Annotated in this window: 13 protein-coding genes; 5 read left to right on the plus strand and 8 right to left on the minus strand. The window is 69.7% G+C overall.

Annotation, left to right across the window (positions count from 1 at the left end):
- Position 1 precedes the first annotated feature (1 nt).
- Positions 2-1,000, plus strand: coding sequence for an NADP-dependent oxidoreductase (locus tag OG866_RS12970; RefSeq protein WP_329334371.1), 999 nt, complete (start codon positions 2-4; stop codon positions 998-1,000).
- Between the two features lie 81 nt (positions 1,001-1,081).
- A complete protein-coding gene (locus tag OG866_RS12975) occupies positions 1,082-1,960 on the plus strand; it encodes an alpha/beta fold hydrolase (protein WP_329334372.1) in 879 nt (292 codons plus the stop codon).
- A 57-nt stretch (positions 1,961-2,017) separates the two neighbouring features.
- On the opposite strand, the gene pruA is transcribed toward OG866_RS12975, so the two are convergent.
- Both pruA and OG866_RS12985 read right to left on the minus strand, forming a co-directional pair.
- Complete coding sequence (gene pruA / locus OG866_RS12980) at positions 2,018-3,649, minus strand: L-glutamate gamma-semialdehyde dehydrogenase (protein WP_329334374.1); 1,632 nt, start codon at positions 3,647-3,649, stop codon at positions 2,018-2,020.
- Positions 3,650-3,687: 38 nt separating this feature from the next.
- Positions 3,688-4,614, minus strand: a complete 927-nt coding sequence (locus tag OG866_RS12985) for a proline dehydrogenase family protein (protein ID WP_329334375.1) — start codon at positions 4,612-4,614, stop codon at positions 3,688-3,690.
- 128 nt (positions 4,615-4,742) lie between these two features.
- Between OG866_RS12985 and OG866_RS12990 the strand changes: the two genes are divergently transcribed.
- Positions 4,743-5,951 (plus strand): PucR family transcriptional regulator, encoded by a 1,209-nt coding sequence (locus OG866_RS12990; protein ID WP_329334377.1) that lies wholly within the window; start codon positions 4,743-4,745, stop codon positions 5,949-5,951.
- Between the two features lie 10 nt (positions 5,952-5,961).
- Here OG866_RS12990 and OG866_RS12995 read toward each other — a convergent pair whose 3' ends face one another.
- The gene (locus OG866_RS12995; protein WP_329344070.1) at positions 5,962-6,648 is read right to left on the minus strand and encodes a helix-turn-helix transcriptional regulator; all 687 of its coding nucleotides are present in this window, start codon (positions 6,646-6,648) and stop codon (positions 5,962-5,964) included.
- A 97-nt stretch (positions 6,649-6,745) separates the two neighbouring features.
- On the opposite strand from OG866_RS12995, the gene OG866_RS13000 reads away from it, so the two are divergent.
- Positions 6,746-7,174, plus strand: coding sequence for a hypothetical protein (locus tag OG866_RS13000; protein ID WP_329334379.1), 429 nt, complete (start codon positions 6,746-6,748; stop codon positions 7,172-7,174).
- A gap of 45 nt (positions 7,175-7,219) precedes the next feature.
- On the opposite strand, the gene OG866_RS13005 is transcribed toward OG866_RS13000, so the two are convergent.
- Complete coding sequence (locus OG866_RS13005) at positions 7,220-7,798, minus strand: TetR/AcrR family transcriptional regulator (protein WP_329334381.1); 579 nt, start codon at positions 7,796-7,798, stop codon at positions 7,220-7,222.
- Between the two features lie 96 nt (positions 7,799-7,894).
- Between OG866_RS13005 and OG866_RS13010 the strand changes: the two genes are divergently transcribed.
- On the plus strand, positions 7,895-9,409 hold the full coding sequence (locus OG866_RS13010; protein WP_329334382.1) for an MFS transporter: 1,515 nt from the start codon (positions 7,895-7,897) through the stop codon (positions 9,407-9,409).
- A gap of 62 nt (positions 9,410-9,471) precedes the next feature.
- Here the strand turns inward: OG866_RS13010 and serA are convergent, their stop codons facing one another.
- The 4 genes from serA to OG866_RS13030 all read right to left on the minus strand — a co-directional run bounded on the left by serA (position 9,472) and on the right by OG866_RS13030 (position 14,800).
- On the minus strand, positions 9,472-11,061 hold the full coding sequence (gene serA / locus OG866_RS13015) for a phosphoglycerate dehydrogenase (RefSeq protein ID WP_329334383.1): 1,590 nt from the start codon (positions 11,059-11,061) through the stop codon (positions 9,472-9,474).
- 231 nt (positions 11,062-11,292) lie between these two features.
- A complete protein-coding gene (ilvC, locus tag OG866_RS13020; RefSeq protein WP_329334385.1) occupies positions 11,293-12,291 on the minus strand; it encodes a ketol-acid reductoisomerase in 999 nt (332 codons plus the stop codon).
- Between the two features lie 116 nt (positions 12,292-12,407).
- Complete coding sequence (gene ilvN, locus OG866_RS13025) at positions 12,408-12,932, minus strand: acetolactate synthase small subunit (RefSeq protein WP_097269318.1); 525 nt, start codon at positions 12,930-12,932, stop codon at positions 12,408-12,410.
- A gap of 20 nt (positions 12,933-12,952) precedes the next feature.
- A complete protein-coding gene (locus tag OG866_RS13030) occupies positions 12,953-14,800 on the minus strand; it encodes an acetolactate synthase large subunit (protein WP_329334388.1) in 1,848 nt (615 codons plus the stop codon).
- Positions 14,801-15,016: the final 216 nt, after the last annotated feature.

A 15,016-nucleotide genomic window follows, 5' to 3' on the forward strand; every position in this document is an offset into this window, starting at 1 on the left:
CATGACCGACATCGCGCTCACCGTCCAGCAGACCGCCCGCCCGACGGGCTTCCCGACCCCGGACCACTTCCGCTTCGCGGAGTCACCGGTGCCCGAGCCCGCCCCCGGCACGGCACTGGTGGAGAACCTCTACTGGTCCGTCGACCCCTATCACCGCGAAATGATGGACGGCGACTTCGAGTTGAACGCCCCGCTGGAGGGCCGCGCGCTGGGCCGCGTCATCGCGTCCCGGACGCCCGGGCTGCCGGAGGGCGCGATCGTCTTCCACCGCCGGGGCTGGCGCACGCATGCCGTGGTCGGCCCCGAGGAAGCAAGACGCGTCCGCGAGCACCGAGGCGTCCCGTTGTCGGCGCACTTGAGCGTGCTCGGCGGCACGGGTCTGACGGCGTACGTGGGGCTGACCCGGATCGCGGGGCTGCGCGAGGGCGACGACGTCTTCGTCTCGGCGGCGGCCGGCGGCGTCGGTACGGCGACGGGCCGCTTCGCCCGCCTCCTGGGCGCGGGCCGTCTGATCGGCAGCGCGGGCTCACCCGCCAAGGTCCGCCATCTGACGGAACAGGTCGGTTACGACACGGCTTTCGACTACCACGAGGGCCCGGTGCGGGACCTGTTGGCGAAGGCGGCCCCGGACGGCATCGACGTCTTCGTGGACAGCGTGGGCGGAGATCAGCTGGCCGCGGCGATCGGCGCGCTCCGGGAGCACGGCCGGGTGGTCCGGGTAGGCACGGTCGGCCAGTACAACACCCCGGGCTCCACCCAGGCCCACTTCAACCACGCGGACGTCGTCGAGAAGAGTCTGCGGATCCAGGGCTTCCTGGTGAGCAACTACCGGGAGATGCAGGAGGAGTTGGACGAGTTCGCCGTCCCGCACCTCCAGCGCGGCACGCTCGCCCTGGACGAGACGGTGGTGGACGGCTTCGAACGGATCGTGGAGGCGTTCCTGCTGATGCTGCGGGGCGGGAACACCGGGAAGATCCTGGTGCGAGCGACGACCGACTAACCACTCAACGCCACTTGACCAGTTAGGCGGCACGTGATGGACTGACCTAACTGGCAAACATCTATTAAGGGGTTAGGGAGAATGGCCACCGCCCACCGCACCACCACCGTCCGCGGCCTGGAGATCCACTACCGCGAGGCCGGCCCCGCCGACGCCCCGGTCCTCCTGCTGCTGCACGGCTTCCCCACCAGCTCGCACATGTTCCGCGAGCTGATCCCCCTCCTCGCCGGCAGCTACCGCCTCATCGCCCCCGACCACATCGGCTTCGGCCGCTCGGCGGCCCCGGCCGCCTCCGACTTCCCGTACACCTTCGCCGAACTCGCCGCCGTCACGGACGAGTTCACCGAACAGCTCGGCCTCGACCGGTACGCCCTCTACATCCAGGACTACGGCGCCCCGATCGGTCTGCGGCTCGCCCTCGCCCACCCCGAGCGCGTCACGGCGATCATCACCCAGAACGGCAACGCCTACGAGGAGGGGCTGGGGAAGGAGGCCTGGGCGCCGGTGCTCGCGCTCATCGCGGAGCGGACGCCAAAGACGGAGGCGCCGGTACGGGAGATCAGCTCACCGGACGGCATCAAGTGGCAGTACCTGCACGGCGTACCGGAGGAGTACCGGGACCTCGTCGCGCCGGAGGCCTACGAGCACGACGCGGCCCTGATGACCCGCCCCGGCCAGCCGGAGATCCAGCTCGACCTGATCTCCGACTACGGCTCCAACCTCGCGCTCTACCCGGCGTTCCAGGAGTACTTCCGTGCCGCCCAGGTCCCGCTCCTCGCCACCTGGGGCGCCCACGACGAGATCTTCGTCCCGGCCGGAGCGCTCGCCTACCAACGCGATCTCCCCAAGGCCGAGATCCACCTGCTCCCCACGGGCCACTTCGCCCTGGAGACCCACGCGGCTCAGATCGCCGACCTCATGCGGGACTTCCTCGCCCGGCACCTGCCGCCCACCGCCTGACGCGACACACGAAGGGGCCGGGCGACAGCCCGGCCCCTCAGGTCATGTGACGTGGCGTCAGCCCATGTGCGGGTACGTGTAGTCGGTCGGCGGGACCAAGGTCTCCTTGATGGCGCGGGTCAGCGTCCAGCGCATCAGGTTCTGCGGGGCACCCGCCTTGTCGTTGGTGCCGGAGGCACGGCCGCCGCCGAAGGGCTGCTGGCCGACGACCGCACCGGTCGACTTGTCGTTGATGTAGAAGTTGCCGGCCGCGTAGCGGAGCTTGTCCATGGTGTACGCCGCCGCCGCGCGGTCGGAGGAGATCACCGAGCCCGTCAGGGCGTAGTCGGACGCCGACTCCATCTGGGTCAGCATCTCCTCGTACCGGTCGTCCTCGTAGACGTGCACCGCGAGGAACGGGCCGAAGTACTCGGTCGTGAAGACCTCGTTCTCCGGGTCGCTGCACTCCACGACGGTCGGGCGGACGAAGTAGCCGACCGAGTCGTCGTACGAACCGCCCGCGACGATCGTGCAGGTGGGGTCGGCCTTGGCGCGGTCGATGGCGGCCTTGTTCTTGGCGAACGCGCGCTCGTCGATGACCGCGCCGATGAAGTTCGCCAGGTCGGTGACGTCACCCATGGTCAGGTAGTCGACCTCGGCCGCGAACTCCTCCTTGAAGCCGGAGTTCCAGATCGACGCCGGGATGTAGGCGCGGGAGGTGGCGCTGCACTTCTGGCCCTGGTACTCGAAGGCACCACGGGTCAGGGCGGTCTTCAGGATGGCCTTGTCGGCGCTCGGGTGGGCGACGACGAAGTCCTTGCCGCCGGTCTCGCCGACCAGACGCGGGTAGGAGCGGTACTTCTCGATGTTGGCGCCGACCGTCTTCCACAGGTACTGGAAGGTCTTGGTGGAGCCGGTGAAGTGGATGCCGGCGAGGTCGCGGTGGACCAGGGCGACCTTGGAGACCTCGATGCCGTCACCGGTGACGAGGTTGATGACGCCCTTCGGCAGGCCCGCCTCCTCCAGGAGCTGCATCAGCAGCACGGCGGCGTGGGTCTGCGTCGGGGACGGCTTCCAGACGACGACGTTGCCCATGAGAGCCGGGGCCGTCGGCAGGTTGCCGGCGATCGCCGTGAAGTTGAACGGCGTGATCGCGTAGACGAAGCCTTCGAGCGGGCGGTGGTCGAGACGGTTCCAGACACCCGGGGAGTTGGCCGGGGGCTGCTCGGCGAGCAGGTCGCGGGCGTACTTGACGTTGAAGCGCCAGAAGTCGACCAGCTCACAGGGGGTGTCGATCTCGGCCTGCTGGGCGGTCTTCGACTGCCCGAGCATGGTGGAGGCGGCCAGCGTCTCGCGCCAGGGACCGGCGAGGAGTTCGGCGGCGCGCAGGATGATCGCGGCACGGTCGTCGAAGGACATCGCGCGCCAGGCGGGCGCGGCGGCGAGGGCCGCGTCGATCGCGTCCTGGGCGTCCTGCTGGGTGGCGTTGCCGTAGGTGCCGATCCGGGCCTTGTGGTTGTGCGGCTGCACTACGTCGAAACGGTCGCCGCCACCCATCCGCTTCTCGCCGCCGATGGTCATCGGCAGGTCGATCGGGTTCTCGGCCAGCTCCTTGAGCTTGACCTCCAGCCGGGCACGCTCGGGCGAGCCGGGGGCGTAGCCGTGCACCGGCTCGTTGACGGGGGTGGGGACCTGGGTCACAGCGTCCATGAGATCCGTAACTCCTTGTACGTGAGCGGGTGTTCGGGTCAGCCCTTGGTGAGGGTCGAGCGGACGAAGAAGAGGAGGTTCGCCGGCTTCTCCGCCAGGCGGCGCATGAAGTAGCCGTACCAGTCGGTGCCGTAGGCGGTGTAGACGCGCATGCGGTGGCCTTCGGCGGCGAGCCGCAGGTGCTCGTCGCTGCGGATGCCGTACAGCATCTGGAACTCGTACTCGTCGAGCTTGCGCCCGGCCTTGCGGGCGAGTTCCTGGGCGATGGAGATCAGGCGCGGGTCGTGGGAGCCGATCATCGGGTACCCCTCGCCCTCCATCAGCGTCTTGAGGACGCGGACATACGCCTTGTCGATCTCGTGCTTCTGCTGGTACGCGACCTCGGCGGGCTCCTTGTAGGCGCCCTTCACGAGCCGGACGCGGCTGCCGGCCTCGGCGAGGCGGCGGGCGTCGGCCTCGGTGCGGAAGAGGTAGGCCTGGATGACACAGCCGGTCTGCGGGAAGTCCTTCCGCAGCTCCTCGTGGATGGCGAACATCGAGTCGAGGGTGGTGTGGTCCTCGGCGTCCAGCGTCACGGTCGTCCCGATGGCGGCGGCGGCCTCCACGACGGGGCGGACGTTGGCGAGCGCGAGCTCGTGCCCGCCGTCCAGGGCTTGCCCGAACATCGACAGCTTCACCGACATCTCGACCCGCTCGCCGAGGCCGAGGTCGCTCAGCCGGTCGATCAGCGCGAGGTAGGCGTCGCGGGCGGCGGAGGCCTGCTCGGGGGTGGTGATGTCCTCGCCGACGACGTCCATCGTCAGCTCCAGGCCCCGGTCGGTGAGGCTCTCGATGATCGGTACGACGTCGTCGACGGTCTCACCGGGGATGAAGCGGTCGACGACCTGCTTGGTCACCGGGGCCGCCGAGATCAGGCGTCGCATCCGGTCGCTTCGCGACGCGGCAAGAATCACGGGACCCAGCACGGGGCACCTCCACAAACCAGCAGATAGAACCACCGTGAAACCTAAGGATCCCTCCGATCGTCGACCATCGACAGCTGTCACGCATCCGTGCCACAGATCTCAGACAGATGTATGAAGGGGCTGCGCCGGTGCGGGAGAATGCAGGGGTGACCGCGGATGCTGCCTCTTCGAAACGCGCAGGCGACTACCAGGAGCTGGTCGACGAGATCTCGGAGCTCCTCGGCGTCCCGGCGACCCTGGAGAACCGCGACTTCGAGCTGATCGCCTTCGGGGCGTACGACAGTGAGGGCGACCTCGATCCGTCGGCCCTCGACCCCGTCCGTACCCGCTCGATCCTGACCCGCCGCTCGACGACGGCGGTCCGCACCTGGTTCGAGGGCTTCGGCATCACCCGCGCGACCGGCCCGGTCCGCATCCCGCCGACCCCGGAGGCGGGCGTCTACCGCGGGCGGATCTGTCTCCCCGTACGCCATCGGGGCGTCGTCCTCGGCTATGTGTGGCTCCTGGAGTGCGAACCCGGCCCCACCGACGCCCAGTTGGCCGCCGCCATGGACGTGACCGTCCGGATCGGGGCGCTGCTCGCGGACGAGGCGCAGCACGGGGCGGATCTCAGCCGGGAGCTGCGGGCGGTGCTGACCGCCGAGCGCGGCTGGCAGGGGGACATGGCGGTGGCGGCGCTGCGCACGGCCCTCGGCCCGCGCGGCGACGGCCCGCACGCGGTGGTGTGCGTCGCCCCGTGGCCGTCCGCCGACCCGGACGACGCCCCCTCGGCCCGTACGGTCCCGCACGCGACGGCGCTGTGCACGGTCCCGTGGGGCACGGCCGCCCAGAGCCTCGCGGTCCTGGTCAGACTGCGGTCGCCGGAGGTGCTGACCCCGGCGCTGACGGCGACCCAGCGCCTGCTCGGCGACAGCGACACCGGCACCACGCGGGCCGCCGGCGTCGGCGAACCCCGCACCAGCCTGGCCGACCTGCCGACGGCGTGGCACGAGGCCTCGGCCGCGGCCCGCGCCGCCCTCGCGGCACCGGCGCTGGGCCCGATCGCGCACTGGTCCGGCATCGGCCCGTACCGTCTGCTGACGTCCCTCCCGCCGGACTCGGCCCACGACCCCGCCGTACGTCCCCTGCTCTCCCCCGCGAACCGCGACCTCGCCCGCACCGCCGAGACCTACCTCGACTGCGCGGGCCAGGCCGGCCGTACGGCGGCGGCACTCGGCATCCACCGGCAGACCCTCTACTACCGCCTCTCCCGGGTCGAGCAGCTGACCGGCCTCGACCTGGACGACGGGGAGGACCGGCTGCTGCTGCACATGGCGTTGAAGGGCACGCGACTGTAGGCGGCGCCCGCTACGACGACTCGGGCTCCAGGCGGACGCAGCAGCGGCCGGGCGCGGGCGCCAGACACGCCTCGAAGCCGCCTTCACCGAGACCTTGCAGCACCCCCCGCAGGAGATGCAGGTTCATCCCGCACACCGTCTGCGTGTGCTCGCGCGCCAGGGCGTGGAAGGGGCAGTTGCCGAGCACGACGGCCGCGCCGTCGGGGCGGGGTTCAAAGCCGTACCGCTCCAGCAGGACCGACACGCCGTCGCCGGCGCCCTCTTCGGCCAGCCAGGTGCCCAGCTCGTGGGCCTTGCGGTGCAGGACGGTCCGGGTCGGCTCGCCGGTGGCCTCGGACTCCTCCAGGGCCTGGGCGAGCAGCCGGCCGGCGAGTTCGTAGCGCCGTTCGGGCAGGTTGACGGTGATCTGCCGGGCGGAGCGCTTGTAGAGCTTGGCGGGGCGGCCCGCGCCGGGGCCGGAGCGTCCGGTGCGTCGCTCGTGGACGACGTCGAGCAGTGACTCGTCGGCCAGCCGGTCGAGGTGGAAGGCCGCGGTCTGCCGGGCCAGCCCGAGAGCGGCGGCGGCCTCGTCACGGCCGACCGGCCCGGGGGCGCGCACCACGTGCTCGTACAGCCTCCGGCGGGTCGGCTCGTCCAGGGCGGCGACGGCGGAGACATCGGGATCGGGGGCTGCTGCCTGAGGGGCGTTCACGAACACCAGTGTAAAACCCACGACGGTTGACTATAGAGAACCGGAGCGCTTCTATAACTAATGAGAGTTGTTGATAGAAGGCTGCCGACAGAAGGAGGTCGCCATGACCGCGGCACCCACAACCACCTCACGGGACTCGCTCACCGACCCCGGCTACCAGGCGTTCGTCATCCTGCGCGTCGGGTTCACGGTGGCGCCGATCCTGTTCGGCCTGGACAAGTTCGCCAACCTGCTCGTCGACTGGCCCGGTTACCTCGCGCCGTGGATCGACGACATCGTTCCGGGCAGCGCCCAGCAGGCCATGTACGCGGTGGGCGTCATCGAGATCGTCGCGGGCCTCGCCGTCGCCGTCGCACCCCGGTTCGGCGGCTGGCTGGTCGCCGGATGGCTGGCCGGGATCATCGTCAACCTGCTCACCATCCCCGACTACTACGACATCGCCCTGCGCGACTTCGGCCTGCTGCTCGCCGCGGTCGCCCTGGCCCGGCTGGCTCAGCGGTACCACCGCGCCCCCACGGAAGGCGACCGCTGAGCACGATCGCCGTCATGCCGCGGCCGGCACCGGCTGGAGCGGGTTTCACTTCCCGGTGGCGGCCGCGATCACCTGGCGCAGCCCCTCGGTGAGCTGCTCGGCGCTCGGCGCGGTCTTCGGGTCGAAGCTCCACTGGGCGATGAGGCCCGTCATCAGGGTGACGTAGAACATGCCGAGGGTGTCGGCGGTCTCGTCGGAGACGTCCTCCTCGCGCCCGCCCATGAGCATGGGCACGAAGCCCCGCCCGGCCTCCCGCTGGGCGCGCGCCAACTGGTCACGCAGCTCGGGCAGTTGGTCGCCCATCACGGTGATCTCCATGCTGAGGCGCCAGATCGATCCCGGACCCATGGTGCCGATGACGTTTCCCCACACCTCCTGGAACCGTTCGAGCGAACCGGGCTCGGCGCTCATCGCCGCCCCGTCCCCTTCGAAGGCGTCGCCCATCCCCTCGACCAAGGACACGTACGCCTGCGCGAGCAGCGCGTCCTTCGAGCCGTAGTGATAGCCGATCGAGGCGAGGTTGGTCCCCGACTCCTTGACGATGTCGCGCGCCGTCGTGCGCACGAAGCCCTTGGCCAGCAGGCAGCGCTTGGCGCCTTCGAGCAGATCCTCACGGTGTCCCATGTCGCCACCTTACCCCGCATCCATACGCGCGTCCCAGACGAACGTCTTATACATCCGTTCTAGACAAGCGTTTAAGACGCGCGTACATTCCTCGGCATGACAACGAACCCGACTCGCGCCGGACGCCGTGAATGGACCGCCCTCGGCGTGCTGATGCTTCCGCTGCTGCTGGTCTCGATGGACGTCTCCGTCCTCTACTTCGCGATCCCCTCGATCAGCGCGGACCTGGAGCCGTCCGGCACCCAGCAGCTGTGGATCTTCGACATCTACGCGTTCGTGCTGGCCGGCCTGCTGATGACGATGGGCTCGCTGGGCGACCGCACCGGCCACCGCCGGCTCCTGCTGATCGGCGCCACCGCCTTCGGCGCCGCCTCCCTGCTCGCGGCGTACGCCGACAGCGCCGAGACCCTGATCGCGGCCCGCGCGGTCCTCGGCATCGGCGGCGCGACCCTGATGCCGTCGACGATGGCCCTGCTCCGCACGATGTTCACCGACCCCGGCCAGCGCGCGAAGGCGATCGGCCTGTGGTCGGGCGTGATGACGGCCGGCATCGCGCTCGGCTCGGTGATGAGCGGGGTGCTGGTCGAGTACTTCTGGTGGGGCTCGGTCTTCCTGGTCAACCTGCCCGCGATGGCGCTGCTGCTGGTCCTCGGTCCGATCCTGCTCCCCGAGTCCCGCAACCCCTCCTCCGGCCGCTTCGACTGGCTGAGCGTGCCCCTGTCCATGGCGGCCGTGCTCCCCGTCATCTACGGCCTGAAGGAGATCCCCTCCGAGGGCTGGAACGTCCGCTACGTCGTCTCGATCACCGTCGGCCTGCTCTTCGCGGCCCTGTTCGTCCGCCGCCAGCGCACCACGGCCTCACCGATGATCGACCCGGCCCTGTTCCGCAACCGCGGCTTCGCCCCCGCTGTCGGCCTGAACCTCGTCTCGGCGTTCGGGATCATGGGGTCGGCGTACTTCACCACCCAGTACCTTCAGTCGGTGCTCGACAAGAGCGCCCTGGAGGCGGCCCTGTGGGCGCTGCTGCCGTCGGTGCCGATCGGGGCGGCGGCGCCGGTCGCGACGAGCCTCGTCCAGAAGGGCGTCGACCGCGCCCGGGTCGTCACCGCGGGCTTCGTGATCGCCGCGGCCGGGTTCGTCGTCCTGGCCTTCGCCGGTACGGACTCGCTGTGGCTGGTGCTGACCGCGTGCGCGGTCCTCGCCGTCGGCGGTGTCATCGTGATGTCCCAGATCATGGACCTGGCGATGGGCGCCGCCCCGGCCGAGCGGGCGGGCACCGCGTCCTCGCTGATGGAGACCGGCTCGGAGTTCGGCGGCGCGCTGGGAATGGCGCTGCTCGGCTCCATCGGTACGGCGGTCTACCGCCACGAGATGCCGGCCTCGGCCCCGGACGCGGCCCGCGAGACGCTGGGCGGAGCGCTGGCGATGGCCGACCAGGTGCCCGGTCTCGCGACGGTGGCCCGGGAGGCGTTCACCAGCGGGATGCAGGGAGCGGCGATCGGCGGAGCCGTGTTCCTGGCGGGAGCCGCGGTGGTGGCGGCGGTGGCGCTGCGGGGCGTGGAGGTACGGGAGCCGGTGAAGGAAGCAGAGCCGGAGCAGGCGTCCGCCTGACAGAAAAAGGCGGGGCGTACCGAGGATCGACCTCGGCGCGCCCCGCCTTTTCGCGTGGTACGTCAGACCAGGTTCACGGCACGCGCCGACGTCGCGCCGATCTCCGCCTCGACCTCGGCCAGCACGCCGGCGGGCACGGTGTCGTCGACGGTCAGGACGGCCAGCGCCTCGCCGCCGACCGCCGCGCGGGCGACCTGCATACCGGCGATGTTGATGCCGGCCTCGCCGAAGATCCGGCCCACGGTGCCGACGACACCGGGACGGTCCTCGTAGCGCAGGACGACCATGTGGTCGGCGAGGGCCAGGTCCACGTCGTACTCGCCCACGGCCACGATCTTCTGGAGGTGCTTCGGACCGGCCAGCGTGCCGGAGACCGACACCTCCTCGCCGCTGCTGAGCGTGCCGCGCACGGTGACCACGTTGCGGTGGTCCGACGACTCCGAGCTGGTCGTCAGCCGCACCTCGACGCCGCGCTCCTGCGCGAACAGCGGGGCGTTGACGTAGGAGACCGTCTCGTCGACGACGTCCTCGAAGACACCCTTGAGGGCGGACAGCTCCAGCACCTTCACGTCGTGCTGGGTGATCTCGCCGTACACCTCGACGTCGAGGCGGACCGCGACCTCGCCGGCGAGCGCGGTGAAGATCCGGCCGAGGCGCTCGGCGAGCGGCAGACCCGGCTTGACGTCCTCGGCGATGACACCGCCCTGGACGTTCACCGCGTCCGGGACCAGCTCACCGGCGAGCGCGAGACGGACGGACCGCGCCACCGCGATACCGGCCTTCTCCTGGGCCTCGTCGGTGGAGGCGCCGAGGTGCGGGGTGCAGACGACCTGGTCGAGCTCGAAGAGCGGGGAGTCCGTGCAGGGCTCCTTCGCGTACACGTCGAGACCGGCGCCGGCGACCCGGCCCTCCTTGAGGGCGGAGAACAGCGCCGCCTCGTCGACGATGCCACCGCGCGCGGCGTTGACGATCCGCACGCTCGGCTTGACCTTGTGCAGGGCCTCGTCGCCGATCAGACCGACCGTCTCGGGGGTCTTGGGCAGGTGGACGGTGATGAAGTCGGAGACCTCGAGGAGCTCGTCCAGGGACAGCACCTTGACGCCCATCTGCGCGGCGCGCGCGGGCTGGATGTAGGGGTCGTAGGCGACGACCTTCATCCCGAAGGCGGACATGCGCTGCGCGACGAGCGCGCCGATGCGCCCGAGGCCCACGACACCGAGGGTCTTCTCGGCGAGCTCGACGCCCGTGTACTTGCTCCGCTTCCACTCGCCGTTCTTCAGCGCCGAGTTGGCCTGCGGGATGTGCCGCGCGGTGGCCAGGAGCAGACCACAGGCCAGCTCGGCGGCGGTCACGATGTTGGAGGTCGGGGCGTTGACGACCATCACGCCGGCCTTGGTGGCGGCGGAGACGTCCACGTTGTCCAGGCCGACGCCGGCTCGTGCGACGACCTTCAGCTTGTTCGCGGCGGCGATCGCCTCTGCGTCCACCTTGGTGGCGGAGCGGATCAGGATCGCGTCGACATCGGCGATGGCCGGCAGCAGCTCGGCGCGGTCCGCGCCGTTGCACTGCCGGATCTCGAAGTCGGGGCCAAGCGCGTCGACGGTCGCGGGCGACAGCTCTTCAGCGATGAGTACGACAGGTTTCGAGCTCACGTGAGTCCTCACATGTCCAATGCGGACGGCCGTCCCGACGGCCGCAGGCGGTGGAGGTTACTGGCCGCGTGGAAGACGCACGACGCTGTGGGCCTGACGCGTATGTAGTGCAGCAGTGTAGTGGCGTGGCCACTGGGCATTTACGCCGCTGCGGAAGGATCACCCGTCCGTGGTCGGACAGGTTGGACAACGGGGCCGGAGCATGCCGCTCCGGCCCCGTCGTTCGAGGACTTACGCCTCCTCGTCGACCCAGCTCATCAGCTTGCGCAGCTGCTTGCCGGTGGTCTCCAGGAGGTGCTCGGAGTCCTGCTGCTTGTACTCGTTGTACTTCTTCAGACCGCCGTGGTACTCGGCCATCCACTCACGCGCGAAGGTGCCGTCCTGGATCTCGGCCAGGACCTTCTTCATCTCGGCCTTGGTGGCGTCGGTGATGATGCGCGGGCCGGTGACGTAGTCGCCCCACTCGGCGGTCTCGGAGACGGACCAGCGCATCTTCTCCAGGCCGCCCTCGTACATGAGGTCGACGATGAGCTTCAGCTCGTGCAGGCACTCGAAGTACGCGATCTCCGGCTGGTAGCCCGCCTCGGTCAGCGTCTCGAAACCGGCCTTCACCAGCGCGGCCGTACCACCACAGAGAACGGCCTGCTCACCGAAGAGGTCGGTCTCGGTCTCCTCGGTGAAGGTCGTCTTGATGACGCCCGCGCGGGTGCCACCGATGCCCTTGGCGTACGACAGGGCCAGCGCGAAGGCGTTGCCCGTGGCGTCCTGCTCGACGGCCGCGATGCACGGAACGCCGCGACCCTCCTCGTACTGACGACGCACGAGGTGACCCGGGCCCTTCGGGGCGACCATGCAGACGTCCACGCCGGCCGGGGGCTTGATGAAGTCGAAGCGGATGTTCAGACCGTGACCGAAGAACAGCGCGTCGCCCTCGTTGAGGTTGTCCTTGATGGACTCCTCGTAGACCTGGGCCTGGATCGGGTCCGGCACCAGGATCATGATGACGTCGGCCTCGGCGGCGGCCTCCGACGGCGTCACCACGCGCAGGCCCTGCTCCTCGGCCTTGGCCTTGGACTTGGAGCCCTCGTGCAGACCGACTCGGACGTCGACGCCCGAGTCACGGAGCGACAGCGCGTGGGCGTGGCCCTGGCTGCCGTAACCGATGACCGCGACCTTGCGGCCCTGGATGATGGACAGGTCGGCGTCGGCGTCGTAGAACAGCTCGGCCACTTTGGGTTCTCTCCTTGAGTGCAGGTGTTGCGTCCCACCGTATGACGGCGGGCTGAAGTGAAGTCTCGGGGTCTCGCCATACGGGCGACGGCCCGCGCCGCCGCCCGTGCCCGGCCTTACGCGCTTCGGTCGAGCGCGCGCAGCGAACGGTCGGTGATCGAACGCGCGCCGCGGCCGATCGCGATCGTGCCGGACTGGACGAGCTCCTTGATGCCGAAGGGCTCCAGCATCTTGAGCATGGCCTCCAGCTTGTCGCTGCCGCCGGTGGCCTCGATGGTGACGGCCTCCGGGGAGACGTCGACGGTCTTGGCGCGGAACAGCTGGACGATCTCGACGATCTGGGAGCGCGTCTCGTTGTCGGCGCGCACCTTCACCAGAACGAGTTCACGCTGAACGGCGCTCGACGGCTCCAGCTCGACGATCTTGAGCACCTCGACCAGCTTGTTGAGCTGCTTGGTGACCTGCTCCAGGGGCAGCGCGTCGACACTCACCACGATCGTGATGCGGGAGATGTCGGCGTGCTCGGTGACCCCGACGGCGAGCGAGTCGATGTTGAAGCCGCGGCGGGAGAACAGGGCCGCGATGCGGGCCAGGATGCCGGGCTTGTTCTCCACCAGGACGGAGAGCGTGTGCTTGGACATGATCTTTACGTCTCTCTCGCTCAGTCGTCTTCGTTGTCGCCGAAGTCGGGGCGGACGTCCCGGGCGGCCATGATCTCGTCGTTGGAGGTGCCGGCGGCGACCATCGGCCACACCATGGCGTCCTCGTGGACGATGAAGTCGACGACGACCGGGCGGTCGTTGATGGAGTTCGCCTCTTCGATGACCTTGTCGAGGTCGGCCGGGTCCTCGCAGCGGATCGCGTAGCAGCCCATGGCCTCCGACAGCTTCACGAAGTCGGGGACGCGGGTGCCGCGGGCGTCCGGGTTGACGTCCTCGGGGCCGCTGTGGAGCACGGTGTTGGAGTACCGCTGGTTGTAGAAGAGGGTCTGCCACTGGCGGACCATCCCGAGGGCGCCGTTGTTGATGATGGCGACCTTGATCGGGATGTTGTTCAGGGCGCAGGTGGTGAGTTCCTGGTTGGTCATCTGGAAGCAGCCGTCGCCGTCGATCGCCCAGACCGTCTGGTCCGGCGCGCCGGCCTTGGCGCCCATCGCGGCCGGGACCGCGTAGCCCATGGTTCCGGCGCCGCCGGAGTTCAGCCAGGTGGCGGGCTTCTCGTACTGGACGTAGTGCGCGGCCCACATCTGGTGCTGGCCGACGCCCGCGGCGAAGATCGTGCCCTCGGGCGCGAGCTGCCCGATGCGCTCGATGACCTGCTGCGGGGAGAGCGTGCCGTCGCTCGGGTGGTCGTAGCCCAGCGGGTAGGTCTCGCGCCAGCGGTTGAGGTCCTTCCACCAGGCGGTGTAATCGCCCTGGTGGCCCTCGCTGTGCTCCTTCTGCACGGCCTGGACCAGGTCGGCGATGACCTCACGGGCGTCACCGACGATCGGCACGTCCGCGGTGCGGTTCTTGCCGATCTCCGCGGGGTCGATGTCGGCGTGGACGATCTTGGCGTACGGGGCGAAGCTGTCCAGCTTGCCGGTGACGCGGTCGTCGAAGCGGGCTCCGAGGGCGACGATCAGGTCGGCCTTCTGCAACGCGGTGACGGCGGTGACCGCACCGTGCATGCCCGGCATTCCCACGTGCAGCGGGTGGCTGTCGGGGAATGCGCCGAGCGCCATCAGGGTGGTGGTGACGGGCGCTCCGGTGAGTTCTGCGAGGACCTTCAGCTCGGCGGTGGCCTGGGCCTTGATGACGCCGCCGCCGACGTAGAGGACGGGCCGCTTGGCGGCCGTGATGAGCTTCGCGGCCTCGCGGATCTGCTTGGCGTGCGGCTTGATCACCGGGCGGTAGCCGGGCAGGTCCATGACCGGCGGCCAGGAGAACGTGGTCTGCGCCTGGAGGATGTCCTTGGGGATGTCCACCAGCACCGGGCCGGGGCGGCCGGTGGAGGCGATGTGGAACGCCTGCGCGATGGTCCGCGGGATGTCCTCGGCCTTGGTGACCAGGAAGCTGTGCTTGGTGATCGGCATCGTGATGCCGACGATGTCCGCCTCCTGGAAGGCGTCCGTGCCGATCGCCTTCGAGACCACCTGGCCGGTGATCGCCACGAGCGGCACCGAGTCCATGTTCGCGTCCGCGATCGGGGTCACCAGGTTGGTCGCGCCCGGCCCCGAGGTCGCCATGCAGACACCGACCTTGCCGGTGGCCTGCGCGTAACCCGTGGCCGCGTGACCGGCGCCCTGCTCGTGGCGGACCAGGACGTGACGCACCCGGGTGGAGTCCATCATCGGGTCGTACGCCGGCAGGATCGTGCCGCCGGGGATACCGAATACCGTGTCGACGCCGACCTCTTCAAGCGAACGGATGAGCGACTTCGCGCCCGTGACGCTCTCGGGAGGGGACTGCTGTCCTCCGGATCGGGGCCGCGGCTGCGGATGGTGGGCCCCGGTGGCCTGCTCGGTCATCGTCATTCTCTTCTCGATGCTGAGGGTTTTTGCGAGGTTCGTACGTTTTAAGCGGTTTTACGCTCAGTGCCTGTGCAACAAAAAACCCCTCGTGCCGTAAGGCAAGCGAGGGGAGCGCGCCGGGAGTGGTCGCTGAGCGGTCGAGGCTCAGCTTCAGCCGACGCGCTTTCCAAGTACGAGAATTCGGGTGCGCATGGCATTGACCCTCCCCCCGGC

Origin of the sequence: Streptomyces sp. NBC_00663 (assembly GCF_036226885.1) — a bacterium.
Classification (GTDB): Bacteria; Actinomycetota; Actinomycetes; order Streptomycetales; family Streptomycetaceae; genus Streptomyces.